This is a genomic window from Streptomyces sp. SYP-A7185, assembly GCF_046103685.1.
Lineage (GTDB): Bacteria > Actinomycetota > Actinomycetes > Streptomycetales > Streptomycetaceae > Streptomyces.
Map to the genome: position 1 here is coordinate 6,939,845 of NZ_CP122310.1, position 14,600 is coordinate 6,954,444.

The 14,600-nt window shown below is 74.3% G+C and carries 14 protein-coding genes; 3 read left to right on the forward strand and 11 right to left on the reverse strand.

Annotated features, from left to right (window positions below; all coding sequences use genetic code 11):
- The first annotated feature begins 81 nt into the window (after positions 1–81).
- Together QBL25_RS30520 and pabB are read left to right on the forward strand one after the other, a co-directional pair.
- Complete coding sequence (locus QBL25_RS30520; protein WP_409060150.1) at positions 82–834, forward strand: methyltransferase domain-containing protein; 753 nt, start codon at positions 82–84, stop codon at positions 832–834.
- A gap of 79 nt (positions 835–913) precedes the next feature.
- Positions 914–3,058, forward strand: a complete 2,145-nt coding sequence (gene pabB, locus QBL25_RS30525) for an aminodeoxychorismate synthase component I (RefSeq protein WP_409060151.1) — start codon at positions 914–916, stop codon at positions 3,056–3,058.
- A gap of 76 nt (positions 3,059–3,134) precedes the next feature.
- Here the strand turns inward: pabB and QBL25_RS30530 are convergent, their stop codons facing one another.
- From QBL25_RS30530 to QBL25_RS30545, 4 genes are all read right to left on the reverse strand, one after another.
- Entirely contained in the window at positions 3,135–4,241 is a 1,107-nt protein-coding gene (locus QBL25_RS30530) for a hypothetical protein (protein WP_409060152.1), read from the reverse strand.
- Between the two features lie 199 nt (positions 4,242–4,440).
- Positions 4,441–5,436 (reverse strand): TauD/TfdA family dioxygenase, encoded by a 996-nt coding sequence (locus QBL25_RS30535; protein ID WP_409060153.1) that lies wholly within the window; start codon positions 5,434–5,436, stop codon positions 4,441–4,443.
- A gap of 59 nt (positions 5,437–5,495) precedes the next feature.
- Entirely contained in the window at positions 5,496–6,515 is a 1,020-nt protein-coding gene (locus QBL25_RS30540) for a BtrH N-terminal domain-containing protein (protein ID WP_409060154.1), read from the reverse strand.
- Positions 6,512–7,138, reverse strand: coding sequence for a hypothetical protein (locus QBL25_RS30545; RefSeq protein ID WP_409060155.1), 627 nt, complete (start codon positions 7,136–7,138; stop codon positions 6,512–6,514). Before QBL25_RS30545 ends, QBL25_RS30540 begins: the two co-directional genes overlap by 4 nt.
- On the opposite strand from QBL25_RS30545, the gene QBL25_RS30550 reads away from it, so the two are divergent.
- The gene (locus tag QBL25_RS30550; RefSeq protein ID WP_409060156.1) at positions 7,139–8,053 is read left to right on the forward strand and encodes a GNAT family N-acetyltransferase; all 915 of its coding nucleotides are present in this window, start codon (positions 7,139–7,141) and stop codon (positions 8,051–8,053) included.
- On the opposite strand, the gene QBL25_RS30555 is transcribed toward QBL25_RS30550, so the two are convergent.
- Genes QBL25_RS30555 through QBL25_RS30585 form a run of 7 tightly spaced genes read right to left on the reverse strand, consistent with a single transcriptional unit; the run spans position 8,050 to position 14,531 of the window.
- Positions 8,050–9,072: a transketolase family protein gene (locus QBL25_RS30555; protein ID WP_409060157.1), complete on the reverse strand. Its 1,023-nt coding sequence runs from the start codon at positions 9,070–9,072 to the stop codon at positions 8,050–8,052. The genes QBL25_RS30550 and QBL25_RS30555 overlap by 4 nt on opposite strands.
- Complete coding sequence (locus tag QBL25_RS30560) at positions 9,069–9,917, reverse strand: transketolase (protein ID WP_409060158.1); 849 nt, start codon at positions 9,915–9,917, stop codon at positions 9,069–9,071. The genes QBL25_RS30555 and QBL25_RS30560 overlap by 4 nt, the downstream gene beginning before the upstream one ends.
- Position 9,918: 1 nt before the next feature.
- Positions 9,919–11,211 carry a DegT/DnrJ/EryC1/StrS family aminotransferase gene (locus QBL25_RS30565; protein WP_409060159.1) on the reverse strand — a complete coding sequence of 431 codons (1,293 nt, stop codon included), beginning with the start codon at positions 11,209–11,211 and terminating at the stop codon, positions 9,919–9,921.
- A 5-nt stretch (positions 11,212–11,216) separates the two neighbouring features.
- Complete coding sequence (locus QBL25_RS30570) at positions 11,217–11,636, reverse strand: hypothetical protein (protein ID WP_409060160.1); 420 nt, start codon at positions 11,634–11,636, stop codon at positions 11,217–11,219.
- Entirely contained in the window at positions 11,633–12,580 is a 948-nt protein-coding gene (gene lysX / locus QBL25_RS30575; RefSeq protein ID WP_409060161.1) for a lysine biosynthesis protein LysX, read from the reverse strand. The genes QBL25_RS30570 and lysX overlap by 4 nt, the downstream gene beginning before the upstream one ends.
- Positions 12,577–13,692: a M20/M25/M40 family metallo-hydrolase gene (locus QBL25_RS30580; RefSeq protein WP_409060162.1), complete on the reverse strand. Its 1,116-nt coding sequence runs from the start codon at positions 13,690–13,692 to the stop codon at positions 12,577–12,579. Before QBL25_RS30580 ends, lysX begins: the two co-directional genes overlap by 4 nt.
- A complete protein-coding gene (locus tag QBL25_RS30585; RefSeq protein WP_409060163.1) occupies positions 13,689–14,531 on the reverse strand; it encodes a 2OG-Fe dioxygenase family protein in 843 nt (280 codons plus the stop codon). Before QBL25_RS30585 ends, QBL25_RS30580 begins: the two co-directional genes overlap by 4 nt.
- Positions 14,532–14,600 lie beyond the last annotated feature (69 nt).

Sequence of the window (14,600 nt, forward strand, 5' to 3'; positions counted from 1 at the left end):
ACTCCCGCGGAACTCACGCGGGGCTCTCACGGGAGCGGCGGAAACCACCGCAGAGGTGTCAACCAGGGGGGATCACCAGCCATGCAGCAGAGCCAGATCGTCGCCGAATCGCTCAATGCCGGTCACGAAGTCCGGGACTACGAGCGGTCGTTGGCCCGCAGCGCCATGTCCCGCACCCGTGCCGACCGCCCCCGCACCTTCGACCTGCGCGGACGCACCTGGGACCTGCTCGACGACGTCTTCGCCCCCATCTACTCGCCGTCGACCCAGGTCGGACTCGACTTCCTCGGCTGGACCGAAGAGGTGCTCGCGCCCCGCGGCGGCTCCCTCCTGGAGATCGGCTGCGGAACCGGCATGATCGCGGTGACCGGCGCCCTGGCCGGCTGCGAGCGCGTGGTCGCCTCGGACATCAACCCGCAGGCCGTGGAGAACGCCCGGCTCAACGCCGCCCGGCACGGCGTGGCCGACCGGGTCGAGGCCGTGTACAGCGACATGTTCGAGGGGCTCGACCCCGCCGAGCGCTTCGACCTGGTCTTCTGGAGCTCCAACTACGTCCTCGCGCCGGCCGGTCACACCTACGGCAGCGCGCACGACGCGGCCTACGTCGACCCCGGTTACGCCGCCCACCGGCGCTTCCTCGCGGGCGTCGGGGAGCGGCTCACGCCCGGGGGCTCGGCGCTGCTGCACTTCAGCTCGCGCGGCGACCTCGACGAGCTGTACTCCATGGCCGCCCGGGAAGGACGTGAACTGCGCACGCTGCGCTCGCAGTTCGTGCCCGAGGGCGAGCTCCAGGTCGAGCACCTGCTCCTGGAGATCGTCCCGGCCGTGCGCTGAGCGCCCTCGCACCGCTCCGCCGCGGTCCGGGCCCTGCCGGCCGCATCCGACCACCCGACGCCCCCCAAGCGAGGTCCCCGTGCGCACGCTTCTGGTCGACAACTACGACTCGTTCACCTACAACCTCTTCCACCAGATCGCGGAGGTGACCGGCGTCGAACCGGTCGTGCTGCGCAACGACGAGGCGCGCTGGAGCCCCGAACTGCTCGACGGCTTCGACGCCGTGGTGCTCTCGCCGGGGCCCGGCACCCCCGAGCGGCGGGCCGACTTCGGGCTCTGCCAGGACGTCCTGGACCACGGCGACCTGCCGGTCCTCGGCATCTGCCTGGGGCACCAGGGCCTGGCCCGCGCCCACGGCGGGCGGGTGGTGCGGGCGGCGGAGCCCCGGCACGGCAGGACCTCGCCGGTGCGGCACGACGGGACGGGGCTGTTCGCGGGGCTGCCCTCGCCGTTCGAGGTGGTGCGCTACCACTCGCTGGCCGTCACCGATCTGCCGGACGAGCTGGTGGCCACCGCGTGGAGCGACGACGGCACGGTGATGGGCATCGCGCACCGCGAACTGCCGCGCTGGGGGGTGCAGTTCCACCCCGAGTCGATCCGCACCACGTACGGCCACGAGCTGCTGCGCGGCTTTCGGCGGCTGGTGACGGAGCACCACGAGCACCACGCCCGCTCCGGGAACGGACTGCGCCGTCCGGGCCTCCGCCCCGCCCGGACCGCCGCCCCGGCCGCCGCGCCCGTCGCCACTCCGTCCGTCGCCGAACCGGCCCCCCGCCGTCAACTGCGCGTGCTCACCGACTTCCTCACCACGCGCTGGGACGACGAGGTGGTCTTCGACGCCCTGTTCCGCGGGTCGGAGCACACGTTCTGGCTGGACAGCAGCCGCTCCGACAGCACGGGACGGTTCTCCTTCCTCGGTGACGCCGCGGGACCGCTGGCCCGGGTCGCGACCGCCGACGTCGCCAGCGGCACCGTCACCGTGTCCGGGGCCGGCGGCCCGGCCGAGCAGCTCGTCGCCGAGCACTTCCTCGACTGGATCGACCGCGACCTCCGCGGCGTCGACGTGCAACTCCCCGAGCTGCCCTTCGCGTTCGCGCTCGGCTGGGTCGGTTACCTCGGCTACGAACTCAAGGCGCAGTGCGGCGGCGAGGCGGCGCACCGCGCCGAGCAGCCCGACGCCGTGATGGTGTTCGCCGACCGGGCCGTGGTGCTCGACCACCACACCGGGACGACCTACCTCCTCGCGCTCGCCGAGGACGGCGACGAACGGGCGGCCCGCGCCTGGCTGCACGACACCACCGAACGGCTGCGCGCCCTGGCCGGCCGCGCGCTCGACGCCCCCCGGCCGCAGGAGCCGCTCACCGGCCTGCGCCTGCGCCACGACCGGGACCGCTACCTCGCCCTCATCGAGGAGTGCCAGGACGAGATCGCGGCCGGTGAGACGTACGAGGTGTGCCTCACGAACCTGGCCGAGGCCGACGGCTCGCCCGACCCGTGGGAGACCTACCGGGCGCTGCGGCGCTCGCACCCCGCGCCGTTCGGCGCGCTGCTCGGCTTCGGCGACGTCTCGGTCCTCAGCACCTCGCCCGAACGGTTCCTGCGGATCGACGCCGACGGGTACGCCGAGTCCCGGCCCATCAAGGGCACCCGGCCGCGCGGCGCCGACCCCGTCGAGGACGCGCGGATCAGCCGGGAACTCGCGGCGTGCGAGAAGGACCGCTCGGAGAACCTGATGATCGTCGACCTGGTCCGCAACGATCTGGGGCGGTGCGCCGAGACCGGGTCCGTGGAGGCCGACGACATCTTCCGCGTGGAGACCTACGCCAGCGTGCACCAGCTGGTCAGCACGGTGCGGGCGCGGCTCAGGCCCGGGCTGACGGCCGTCGACTGCGTGCGCTCCGCGTTCCCCGGCGGTTCGATGACGGGGGCGCCGAAGCTGCGCACCATGCAGCTCATCGACCGCCTCGAAGCCGGTCCGCGCGGCGTGTACTCGGGCGCCGTCGGCTACTTCTCGCTGTCGGGGGCGGCCGACCTGAGCGTGGTGATCCGGACCCTGGTCCTGACACCGGGACGGGCCGCGTACGGGATCGGCGGCGCGATCGTGGCGCTGTCCGACCCGGCGGACGAGTTCGAGGAGACCGCGGTGAAGTCGGCCCCGCTGCTCGGCCTCACCGACGCCGGTTTCCCGGGCCGCGTCGGCACGCTGACCCCGGTCGCGGGCTGACCTCGGCCCTTACGGGGCCTGACCCCCGCGCGTACGCGTCCTGACCGCACCCCGACGTCGCCGCGGCATCGCTCGCTCAGCCGGGGCGGCCCGCCTGTTCCATGGCCCGCGCGACCTCGTCCACCAGGGCGTGCCAGGCCTCGTGCCGTTGGAGCGGGGCCTCGTGGCCCAACTCCTCGGCCATGCGCGGCCATTCCACGCCCAGGTCCGCCAGCAGCTCCAGGTCGGTGCGGGCGGCGGCGGCCCGGCCCGACAGGGTGTCGCCCTCCATGGGCACCACCGCCCGGGACAGCAGCGAAAGCCCCTCGGCGGTCAGCGACTGTGCCGTCCCCTCGGCGATCAGGCCGCCCGCGAGCCGCGCGGCCCGCCCGGTGTCCACCGACCACACCAGCCGGTGCGGGCGGGCGCCCGACCGCACCAGGTCGTGCCAGCGCGGGGTGTCCAGGACCTGTTCGTAGGCGCTGAACACGAGCCGGGCCACGGCGATGCCCACCCGGTGGTCCAGGCCCTGCGCGGCGAGCCCGGAGTGCGCGGCGAGCAAGGGCCGCGCCGCCTCCTCGATCGCGCCGACGGGGACATGGACGGCGACCGGGATCGAGGCCAAGGACAGTCCGGCGTCGCGGGCCCGCTCCAGACCGAGCAGCCAGGCCTCGACGACCCGGAGGTACTGCTCGGCGCCGAACACCGGCCCCACCGCCACCCCGATGCCCTCGGCGAGGCAGTCGCCCATCGTGCCCACGCCCACCGGGTCGGCGGGCAGCCCGGCCAGCAGATTGGGCCGGTCCACCGTCCAGTGCAGCCAGCGCGCCTCCGCGAGCGCCGCCCGCGCGTCCAGGGTGTGGCCCACGGGCACGCAGGCCAGGCCCTCGGCGCCGCGGCTCGCCGACCACACCGGCAGCAGCGCCTCGCACCCGGCGCGGGCCACGCGCGCGGTCACCGTGCGCGCGGCCTCGGCGGGCGCCGCGCCGAACGCGGCCGCACCGCCGACGCTGAGCCGGTCCTGCCGGGAGCCGACGCGACCGAGGTCGCCGGGACCGTCCGCCGGGGCGCAGGTCACGCCGGTGACCCCGTGGACGTCGACCGCGTGGTCGAGGACGCCGTCCTCGATCTGCCGGCCGTCGACGCCCTCGAGCCACAAGGACAGGCCCTCCGCACGCAGTTGCCTGAGCGGGTCGGCCGTCATCCTCGTCTCCTCGGCATCGGCCCGGGGCCGGGACGATGTGCTGCCCATGGGTTTCTCGTTCCGTGGGTTCGGTGGTGCAGAGCCATTGCGCCGACGGTAGGCAGGCGCGTCCCCCGGGGGCCAATCGCGTGACCGGACTTTGTCACTGGCACGGCCCATGGGCGCCGTACCTGACAAAGTCCGTCGCGGCCCCCCTGGCTCACGCGTCCACCGGGAGCAGCCGGCGCTCCGCGGAGACCTGTTCCTGCTGGTAGCCGTGCTCCAGGAGTTCCTCGGCCGGGCGCACCCGCGGGGCCCGCACCAGGACGCGCTTGAGCCAGCGGTCGGTGCCGTCGTAGCGGGGCCGGAACGCGACCCGGCCGTGCACCACCGCGTCGTTGTCCACGACGAGCAGATCGCCGGGCTCCAGCGGCACGATGAACCCGCACTCCTCGAAGGCGGCGCCCAGCTCGTCGTACGCGGCGGCGAACGCCGGGTCGTCGGTCAACCGCCGGGTGTAGAAGGGGTCGTAGCGCACGCACAGGCCCTCGTCGCCGTCCCAGACGGTCGCCATGGGGACCCGTGCCTGATGGGCGGCGTCCTCGTCCTCGTAGCTGTCGTCGGGCTCGATGACCAGGGCCGGGCGGCGCAGCTGCTCGACGGTCCGCGCGGAGAGACCGGCGCCGCGGATGCCGGCCAGGCGGGTCCCGACGTGGTCCGGGTTGCGGACGCAGGCCAGGAGCAGCAGGTCGGCCCGCTCGGGGTGGAAGCCGTCCTCGGTGTGCCAGGCGAGCGGCACCGTGCTGCTCGCGCCGACCTGCATCTCCTCGCAGCCGGGGCTGGGCAGGATGTTGTGCACGATCCGCCCGTCCTGCTGGTCCCGCCAGCCGAAGACGCCGCCGAGCAGCCGTGCGGCCAGGGCGAGCGCCACGTCGTGCGCCGCCGAGTCGTCGGGGTCGGTGGCCGACCAGTGGGCGGGCGTGGGGCCCGGTTCGGCGAAGCCGTCGAACAGGCCCCGCACCACGCGGTGGCCGTCCGCGGGGCGGGGCGTGCCGAGCTCCTCGCGCAGGGCGGTCGCGAGCGGTGCGGGCAGCTGCCACTCGGGGCGGGAGAGCACCGTGTCGCCGAGCGCGCCGGCCGCGACCCGGGCGTGCACCTCCTCGGTGAACGCCTCCCGCAGGTGGGCGGGCAGGGTGTGGATCGTCCTCTCGGGCATGGCGGCCTTTCGGTTCACGGGCAGTCGGGGGGCGGTGGCGGGGCCGGTCGGGGGCGGGGTCACAGGGCGCGGGCCGCTGCGCGCAGCCGGTCGAGGGCCAGTTCCTGGTCGGCCAGGAGGTGCTTGGCCCGGGTGCGGACCGAGGTCTCGGCGACGGCGGGTTCCTCGCGGGCCATGGCGACCCCGATGCGCAGCGCGCTCCAGTGGTGGGCCACCCGGTCCACGGTGCGGGCCGCCTCCAGGAGGGCGGGGGAGTCGAAGTCGCGGGCCGTCGCGGTGAGGTAGTCGCCGTGCACGCCGGTCATGGCGAGGACCGCGCCGGTGACGATGAAGGTCTCGTCGATCACCGAGGCGTCACCCGCCGCGAGCCGGTCGCCGAGCTCGTCGAGGTACCTGCGCTGACCGTCCAGCCCGGACAGCTCGGGCCCGGCGTGACCGGCGCCGAACCCGGCCTCGTTCACGGCGAGCACCTGCCGTACGAAGTCCCGGTCGTGCGGCGGCAGTTCGCCCTCGATGCCCACTTCGAGCCAGCGGTTGGCGACCGGGTTGTCGGTGAAGAACAGGTCCCGGTCGTGCAGGACGGGGTTGGCCGAGTCGCGGGCGTCGGTGAACTGGCCGATGGGGATGGCCCCTTGGAAGCGCGGCGGCACCGAGTCGCAGATCAGCACCAGGTCGCGCTCGTCGTCGAAGCCGTACGCGGTGAGCAGATGGTTGGTGTGCACGTCCCGGTAGGCGGGGCGGAACGGCAGATGGAAGTTGTCGGCGGCGACCGCGACCGGCGCGCCCGCCAGGATCGCGGCCCGCACCTCGCGCCAGCCCGACGCGGCGTCGTCGGGCCAGTGCCAGCGCGACCACACCGGGTGGTGCGGGGCCATGCTCTCCAGGAGGCCCTCGCGGTGCAGCGGGAAGAAGTACTCCTCGCGCCGGACGTCGCCGGGCCGGTGGAAGAAGCCCCAGTGCGCGCCGAGCACCTGGAGCGGGTCGAGGCCGTGGTGGCGCAGCAGCCCGCCCATCGTGGTGTGCAGGCAGTGCCCCAGGTCGTGGCGCCAGTGGGCGATGTCGGACAGCTCCACCCTCATGCTTCTACCGTCCTTCGGGTCTCCAGGGTCATGGCGAACAGATGCATGGCCGGGTTGTCGGGCAGCTCCACGGCGGTCACGGTGCCGGGCACGGTGACCGGCACCCGCTGGGACCAGACGGACGGCCGCATGTTGTGCTGGGAATGGCGCGGATACATCAGGTAGCGGGTGCGGAAGGCGAGCAGTTCGCCGAACCGCTGGTCGGTCTCGGGCCAGAAGTCCGAGACGCGCAGCCACTGGCGGTGGGCCGTGCCGTCCGCGTAGTGCAGGACCAGCTCGTCCTCCGTGCGGCGCTCGGCGGCGGCCAGCACGTGGATCCACTGCGGCTCGCCCGCGGGCAGCGGCACCGACTGGCCGCGGCAGCGCACGTTGTCGAGGGCGCTGCCGGCCGCTTCGGGGCCCTGGCCCGGCAGCCGGTACGGCACGCCCTCGACGACGGCCCCGCTCTCGTCGCCGGGCAGGCCCTCGGCCGGAAAGGTGTTGCCCCAGACGTTGAAACCGCCGGTGGTGGGCCAGCGCCGGGGGGTCGAGACTCCCCGTCCGTTGAAGAGGCCGTCCAGGTCGACCGGGGTGAACACGGCGGTGTCCACCCCTGCCGGAGCGGTCTCGATTAGGTTCGGCATATGAACCTCCTTGACAGTGCGATAGACGTTGCGTTCATGGGTTTCGGCGGTGGTCCGGCCCTCACGCCGGACGTCGTCGGCCAGGTGGCCGAGGTCACCCGGGCCTCGTTCGCCGACGCCGACCCGCTGCCCGGCCTGCCCCCGCCGGACGGTGCGACCGAGTCCGCCGAGGTGGTGGCCGCCGATCTCGCGGCGGGCGCCGGACTGTGGATCGCCAGGGACCCGCACGGCCGGCTCCTCGGCAGCATCCGGGCGGTGCCCAAGGGAGCGGACGCCTGGGAGGTGCGCCGGCTCGGCGTGGCCCCCGAAGCGCTCGGCACCGGGCTCGCCCGGCGTCTGGTGCGGGCCCTTGAGGCGGACGCGGCGGCGGCCGGCGCGGACCGGGTGGTCCTCGACGCGGTCGTGGAACGCGGCAACCCCCCGGTCTACGCGCGGTTGGGCTACCGAACGGTCCGCTACCTGCCCAACCCCGACAAACCACTGTCCGAGGTCACGATGGAGCGCACGCTCGGCACACCGCCCGAGCCCGCCCCCCATCCCCACCCCACCGGCACGCTCGCGGCGGGCACCGCCCTGGTGGACTGGTTCGCCACCGCCGACGGCCGGGTCCGTGCCGTGCTCACCACCGTGCCGGGACCGGACGAGTTCGCCGGTCTCGCCGCGCGCCGGGAGCGGGCCGGCGGCGCCCACCACCTCGGCAGCGACGCCTGGCCGGGCGGCCAAGAACCGCGCGCCTGGGGGGAGTTGCTCGCCGCGCACGCCGACCGGGTCGAGACCGACCCGGCGTACGGGGACCTGCTGACCTTCGGCCGTGAGCCGGCCGAGGTCGCGCCGTTCCTGATGCCCCGTACGCTCGCCGACCCGGTCCTCGCGCTGTGCCGCAGCGTTCCGCGGGGGCCGTCGGCGGGTTCCTAGGGCGCGTGGCGGACCACCTCCTCGGCGGTCGCGGCGATCCGCTCCGCGGTGACTCCGGCGAGCGCGAGCAGCTCGCGCTCGCTGCCCACCTCGTCGTGGAAGCCGTCCGGCACCCCGATCCGGCGCACCCGGCAAGGGTGGCGCTCGGCGGTCAGCTCGCTCACCGCGGCGCCGAGCCCGCCGACCAGGACATGGTCCTCGACCGTGACCAGGCCCGCCGTCTCGCGCGCCGCCGCGAGCACCGCGGCCTCGTCGATCGGCTTGACGGTGTGCATGTTCAGGACCCGCGCCCCGATGCCGCGCGCGGCGAGCAGGTCCGCCGCGGCGAGCGCCTCGGAGACCGGCAGCGGCCCGGTCGCGACCACGGTCACGTCGTCGCCGCCGCGCAGCACGTCGGCCCGGCCGATGCGGAAGTCGTACGGACCCGTGTGGACCAGGTCCGTCGCCTTGCGGCCCAGGCGGACGTAGACCGGGCCGGGGAAGGCGTCGGTGTCGGCGACCGCGCGGATCGCGTACTCGGTCTCGGCGGCGTCGGCCGGCACCACCACCGTCAGGTTCGGCAGGGTCCGCAGGATCGCGATGTCCTCCAGGGCGTGGTGGGTGGGGCCGTAGTGCCCGGCGGAGAAACCGCCGTGCGTGCCCACGATCCGTACCGGCAGGTTGTTGCCCGCGATGTCGACCTTCACCTGTTCGCAGGCGCGGGTCGCCGCGAACGAGGCGATGGTGTTGGCGAACGGCACCAGGCCGTCGGCGGCGAGCCCCGCCGAGACGCCCATCAGGTTCGCCTCGGCGATGCCCACGTTCACGTACTGGCCGGGGAGCGCGGCCTCGAAGCCGTCCTCGAAGCCGCCCATGTCGGTGTCCACCACGAAGACGCGCGGATCGGACGTGGCCAGGTCGAGCAGGGTCGCGCGGTACACGTCCCGGCTCGCGGCCTCGTACCGCAGCCGCCAGGCGTCCGCCTCGGCGGTCTCGTCCTGGCCGGGCACGGTCTGCGCGAGGTCGTCGACGACGGTCACGGCTGCCTCCTCGATCGGGCCCGCAGACCGGCGAGCGCACGCCGGTGCAGATTCGGGCTGAGCTTCACCGAATGTGATTTCTTCTTGTCCTCGAAGAGCGGGACGCCCTTGCCCTTGACCGTCTCGGCGATCACCATCGTCGGCCGGTCGTCCGCCGCGGGCGGCGCCGTGAGGGCGCCGCGCAGCGCGTCCAGGTCGTGTCCGTCCACCTCGACGGTGTGCCAGCCGAACGCGCGCCACTTGTCGGCGAGGGGTTCGAGGCCCATCCGCTCCTCGGTGTGGCCGGTGATCTGGAGCCGGTTGCGGTCGACGATCGCGGTCAGGTTCCCGAGCCGCAGGTGCGCCGCCGACATGGCGGCCTCCCACACCGAGCCCTCCTGGATCTCGCCGTCGCCCATCAGCACGAACACCCGGCTCGGGCGCCCCTGCCTGCGGGCGGCGAGCGCGCTGCCCACGCCCAGGGACAGACCGTGCCCGAGCGAGCCCGAAGGGAACTCGACGCCCGGCAGGCGCCGCAGCGGATGCCCGGCAAGACGCCCGCCCGTCACGCCGTACGAGGCGAGTTCCGCGGCGGGCAGGAAGCCGCGGGCGGCGAGCACCGCGTACAGGGCGGCGCTCGCGTGGCCCTTGCTCAGGATGAACCGGTCGCGGTCGGCCCAGTCGGGCTCCTCGGGGCGCAGCCGCAGGACCTCGTTGTAGAGCAGCGTCATGATGTCCGCCGCCGACAGGCTGCCGCCGACGTGGGTGCCGTCGGGGCTCGTGCCCATCTCCAGGATCTGCTCCCGGACCAGCTGGGCGAGTTCGGCGGTCGGCACGGCCGGCCGCGGCAGCAGGGTGCTCGTCATGTCACACCCCCGCCTTCTGCGCGGTGCGCCACGCGGGGCGGTGGGTCTGGCCCGCGGCGGCGGTGCCGAGCACGTCCAGGTGGCCCCACACCTTCTCGAAGGCGTCCGCGATGCGCTGGAGCACCGGGCCCGACGACGGGTTGAGGTGCCAGCGCTGGAGGGTGAGCGAGTCCTCGATGACCTCGCAGGTGACCGGGAAGTCCTCGGCCTGGTGGCCGAGTTCACGGAACGCCGGCTGACCGGGCAGCGGCACCACCTGGTACGGCTGCACGGGCACCCCCTCGGCACGCAGCGCCCGGTGCAGCATCGCCCGCATCGCGCCGGGCTCGACCCCGGCGTGGCCCATGGCCGTCACGTCGAAGCGCAGCCGCAGGATGTGCCAGGCGTGCGTACGGTCGGCCGGGGTGTGCGGGGTCAGCAGCCCGGGCAGCGCGCCGACCCGGTCCAGGAACGCCGTCACGTTGCGGGTGCGGGCCGCGTGGTACTCGTCGAGGCGGTCCAGCTGGGCGCGGGCGAAGGAGGCCTGCACGGCGCTCAGCTTCTCGTTGCCCGCGAGCAGGCGCGAGCGGTAGTCGCGCTCCTTGGCGCCCTGGAGCTGCTCGCCGAACTGGCGGCGCAGCTCGACCTGGCGGTGCAGCTCGGCCGAGCCGGTGGTGACCAGACCGCCCTCGCCGCAGGTCGGCAGGTTCTTCACCACGTTGAGGCTGAAGGTGGCGATGTCGCCGAGCGAGCCGGTGCGCGCCCCCTGGTAGGTCGCCGCGTGCGACTGCGCCGCGTCCTCGACGAGCAGCAGCCCGTGCCGGTCGGCGAGCGCCCGGAAGGCGGTCATGTCGGCGGGCAGGCCGTGCAGATGCACCACGATGACGGCCCGGGTGCGCGGGGTGATCGCGGCTTCGGCGGCGGCCGGGTCCATGCAGAAGGTGACCGGGTCGATGTCCACGAACACCGGCCGCAGCGACCGCTGGACGGGGCCGATGGCGCTGGCGATGAAGGTGAAGGCGGGCACCAGCACCTCGGCGCCCGGCTCGATCCCGGCGGCGGCCAGGGCGAGTTCGATGGCGGCGGTGCCGTTCGAGACGGCCGCGCAGTGCGCCGTCCCCACGTACCGGGCCCACTCCCGTTCCAGGAGCTGGACCTCGCCGTCGGTGTTGTTGGACGTGAACTGGCCGCTGTCGAAGACCCGCAGGGCGCCGGCGCGCTCCGCGTCGGTCACCACCGGCCAGCAGATCAGTGCGGGGTCGGCGTCCTGGGCGGTCACCGTGCGGGTGCCGCCGAACATGGCGAGCTTGGTCATGGGGGTCAGGCTCCGTTCGGGAGGCCGGCGGCACGGGGGGTGCCGACGACGTCGAGGGCGTGCACGGTGAGTCCGGGCCGGTCCGGCAGCCGCAGCCCGACGAGCTCCGAGCGCCGGGGCACCGCGACGCGCGCGGTGCGCGGGGCGCCGTCGGCCGGCCCCGTGGTGCGCAGCCACTCGGGGTCGGCGCCCTCGCGGTAGTGCAGCCACACCTCCTCGTCGAGCTCGGCCGGGTCGTCGCCGGCCACCAGGAGGCGGATCCAGTCGTAGTGGCCGGCCGGTACCGCGAGCAGGCGGCCGTCACAGGGCACGGGCGCGGCCAGGCGGATCGCGGTGACCTCGGCGGGCGGGACCGGGGTCGTGGTCTGCGCGTTCAGGGGCGTCATGGGGACGGTCTCCAGGTCGCTGCGGGTCGTGGCCGTCACCGGACGGCGGGGGTCGGGTCGAGCGGGTGACCGGGGCGGTCGAGACCGTCGACCCGGTCGAGGCGATCCAGCACGTAGTCGACGTAGCGGCCGACCATGCCGGTGCCCAGGACGTCGATCGCGCCGTGGAACTCGGGGGTGTGGTTGACCTCGTTGACGAACAGCTCGCCGTCCGGCCCCTCCAGGAGGTCCACGGCCAGCACGCCCTCGCCCATCGCCTCGGCGGTGGCCACCAGGAGCTTCTCCAGGTCGGGGCCGACCGGGCAGACGACGGGGCGGCCACCGCGCGCGGTGTTGGTGCGCCAGTGGTCGGAGTACTTGTAGATCGCGCCGACCACCTCGCGCCCGAAGACGTAGGCACGGATGTCGCGGCCCGGCTTGTCCACGTAGTCCTGGATGTAGGTGATCTGGTGCTGCGGGCCGGTCAGCGCCGCCTTGTGTTCGAGCACCGCCTCGGCCGTCTCGCGCTCCTTGAACCGGGCGCCGAGCCGGCCCCAGGAACCGGTGAGCGGCTTGGCGACCACCGGATAGCCGAAGTCCTCCAGGGCGTCGAGGGCCGCGTCCGGGGTCAGCCCCACGAGAACGCGCGGCGTGGGGATGCCCGCGTCCAGGAGCCGCAGCGTGGTGAGCAGCTTGTCGCCGCAGGTGGTGATGATGTCGTGGCTGTTCACGACGGTCAGACCGGCGTGTTCGAGCAGCCGCGTCGCGTACACGTTGCGGGTGTGCGAGATCTCCCGGCTCAGCGCGCCCCGGTAGGGCAGCGCGGGCCGGTCCGGGCGGAACACCGCCGTGCGGGTGTCGAGCAGTTCGTAGCGCACCCGGCGCCGGTCGAACTCGTCGAGCAGACGGCGCTCCTCGACGCGGATGCGCGAGTGGAGCACGGCGATCGGCGCGGCCGGGTCGGCGTCGGCCACGAAGGGGCCTCGCGTGGTCGGATCGGTCATTGGGATGCACCCGCTTTCTCGCCGGCGCCCACCGGGACCCGGCCGAGCGTGTCGGCCAGGAGCCCGAGGGCGTCGGTCAGTACGTCGATGGCGAGCCGGTAGTCGCGCAGGTCGATGTGCTCGTGGTCGGTGTGGTCGAGACTCGCGTCGCCGGGCCCGTACGCCGCGACCGGGCAACGCCAGTGCGGCGCCACCACGTTCATGTCGGACGAGCCGAGCTTGACCTTCGCGACCGGCTTGCGGCCGCGGCCCCGGATGGCGGCGGTCAGCGCCCGCGCCACCGGGTCGGTGCGCGGCGAGCGGACCGCGTCGGTCCGCTCCACCACGGTGATCAGGCCGCCGCGGGAGCGCTCGGCCAGCCAGGCGAGGAAGCCGTCGGTGTCGAAGCCCGGCGGCACCCGGCACGAGATGTCGAGCACGGCCCGCTCGATGTCGCCCGTCATCCCCACCAGAGCGGGCAGCGCCTGTTCGAAGAAGGGGGCGTCCGGGTGGAACAGGGCCAGCTTGTCCCGGAGTTGGGACCAGAAGCCGGTGGCGACCTCGGTGGCCTTCTCCTCCGGGCTGCTGGTGTGGGCGGCGGGGCGCTCCACCTCGTAGCGCAGCCGCAGGATGCCCTTGTAGCCGAGCACCACCCCGTCCACGCCGCTCGGTTCGCCGATCACCAGCGCGTCGGGCGCGTACCGGTCGATCAGATGGTGCGCCCCCTTGGACTCCCGCTCCTCGTCCACGGCCCCGACCACCACGATCCGGGCGGCGGTGCCCGCCGCCGCCGCGCGGGCCGCGGCCCACGCCATCGCGGCCAGCGGGCCCTTGGCGTCGACGGTGCCCCGGCCGCGCAGCACGTCGCCCTCGCGGACGACGGGCAGGATGCCGGGGACCGTGTCGATGTGCCCGAGCAGCATGATCACCGGACCGTCGGCGGGACCGGTCTCGCCGACGGCGTTGCCCGCCTCGTCGACGTACGCGGTGAAGCCGGCGGAGCCGAACCAGCGCACCAGCGCCCGCGCGGCCGTCGTCTCGTCGCCCGACACGGAGGGCGTGCCGACGAGTTCGGCCAGCAGGGGCACGGGGTCGGGCCCGGCCGGTGCCGTGGCGGAGCGGGAAGTGGTCACGGCCGGGACTCCCCGGCGTCCTGGCCGACCGCGTTGTAGTCCACGAGCAGCATGTCGCGCACGCCCTCGTCGCCGGTCGCCGTGATCGGCGTGACCTCGTGCATGATCGCCGCGTCCACGACGACCATTCCGTCCAGCGGGTCGGTCAGCGTGAGCCGGGTGTCCGGGCGGCCCTCGCGGTAGACGATCGACTCGCCTCCGGCGCAGCCGCGGCGGCCCAGGAGGTGCATGCCGATGTAGTCGTGCCCGTCGCGGTGGCGCCCCTCGGGGGTCGGCAGCCCGGGCGTGGCACCGGCCACCGTACGCACGAAGTGCAGTCCGATCTCCCACTGCCCGCGGTCGTCGCCGCTGCGGATGAGCCGCAGGCCGTCGGCGAGCAGACCCAGAAGGACCGGATGCGACAGGTGCTCCTGGGCGACCGGCTCGAAGAGGCGGGCCCGGCCCATGTGGATCGGTATGTGCTCGGCGGACTGCTGGAAGACGGAGTGCTCCAGCGGCGTGAACGCCATGTCCGACGCGGTGACGTCGGCCCGCACCCGGCCGTAGCGGCGGTAGCGGTACGTGCTGCCGCCGAGGTTCTGGTCCAAGGCCAGGTCGTCCCACAGTGCCTGGAAGGAGGCCAGGGCCTCGGGGGCGAACCGGCCGGGGGCGTGGGCGGCGCGCAGCACGGTGAAGCCCTCGATGAAGAGCTCCGATCCGGCGAGGTCGGCCGCCATGGCGCGGTCGGCGGCGACGACTCGCGCCGCCGTCGTACCGGCCGGCGTGCCCGCCTCGGTGCGGGTGTCCCTGACTGCTGCTGCGCCGATCGCCTTGCTGGTGATCACGGGTGCGGTGGCCATACGGAGCTCTCCATTCGGCCGCCCGGACTGCCGGGCGGAGTGGGTACGGGTGGTACGTCGGGGAGTGCG

What these genes read in the sequence shown, in the direction of transcription:
- QBL25_RS30540 (WP_409060154.1), bottom strand. Translation starts at nt 6,515, where the DNA reads ATGAGGGTGGAGCTGTCCGACATCGCCCACTGGCGCCACGACCTGGGG.
- QBL25_RS30520 (WP_409060150.1), top strand. Translation starts at nt 82, where the DNA reads ATGCAGCAGAGCCAGATCGTCGCCGAATCGCTCAATGCCGGTCACGAA.
- QBL25_RS30550 (WP_409060156.1), top strand. Translation starts at nt 7,139, where the DNA reads ATGAACCTCCTTGACAGTGCGATAGACGTTGCGTTCATGGGTTTCGGC.
- lysX (WP_409060161.1), bottom strand. Translation starts at nt 12,580, where the DNA reads ATGACCGATCCGACCACGCGAGGCCCCTTCGTGGCCGACGCCGACCCG.
- QBL25_RS30535 (WP_409060153.1), bottom strand. Translation starts at nt 5,436, where the DNA reads ATGCCCGAGAGGACGATCCACACCCTGCCCGCCCACCTGCGGGAGGCG.
- QBL25_RS30585 (WP_409060163.1), bottom strand. Translation starts at nt 14,531, where the DNA reads ATGGCCACCGCACCCGTGATCACCAGCAAGGCGATCGGCGCAGCAGCA.
- QBL25_RS30545 (WP_409060155.1), bottom strand. Translation starts at nt 7,138, where the DNA reads ATGCCGAACCTAATCGAGACCGCTCCGGCAGGGGTGGACACCGCCGTG.
- QBL25_RS30530 (WP_409060152.1), bottom strand. Translation starts at nt 4,241, where the DNA reads ATGACGGCCGACCCGCTCAGGCAACTGCGTGCGGAGGGCCTGTCCTTG.
- QBL25_RS30560 (WP_409060158.1), bottom strand. Translation starts at nt 9,917, where the DNA reads ATGACGAGCACCCTGCTGCCGCGGCCGGCCGTGCCGACCGCCGAACTC.
- QBL25_RS30565 (WP_409060159.1), bottom strand. Translation starts at nt 11,211, where the DNA reads ATGACCAAGCTCGCCATGTTCGGCGGCACCCGCACGGTGACCGCCCAG.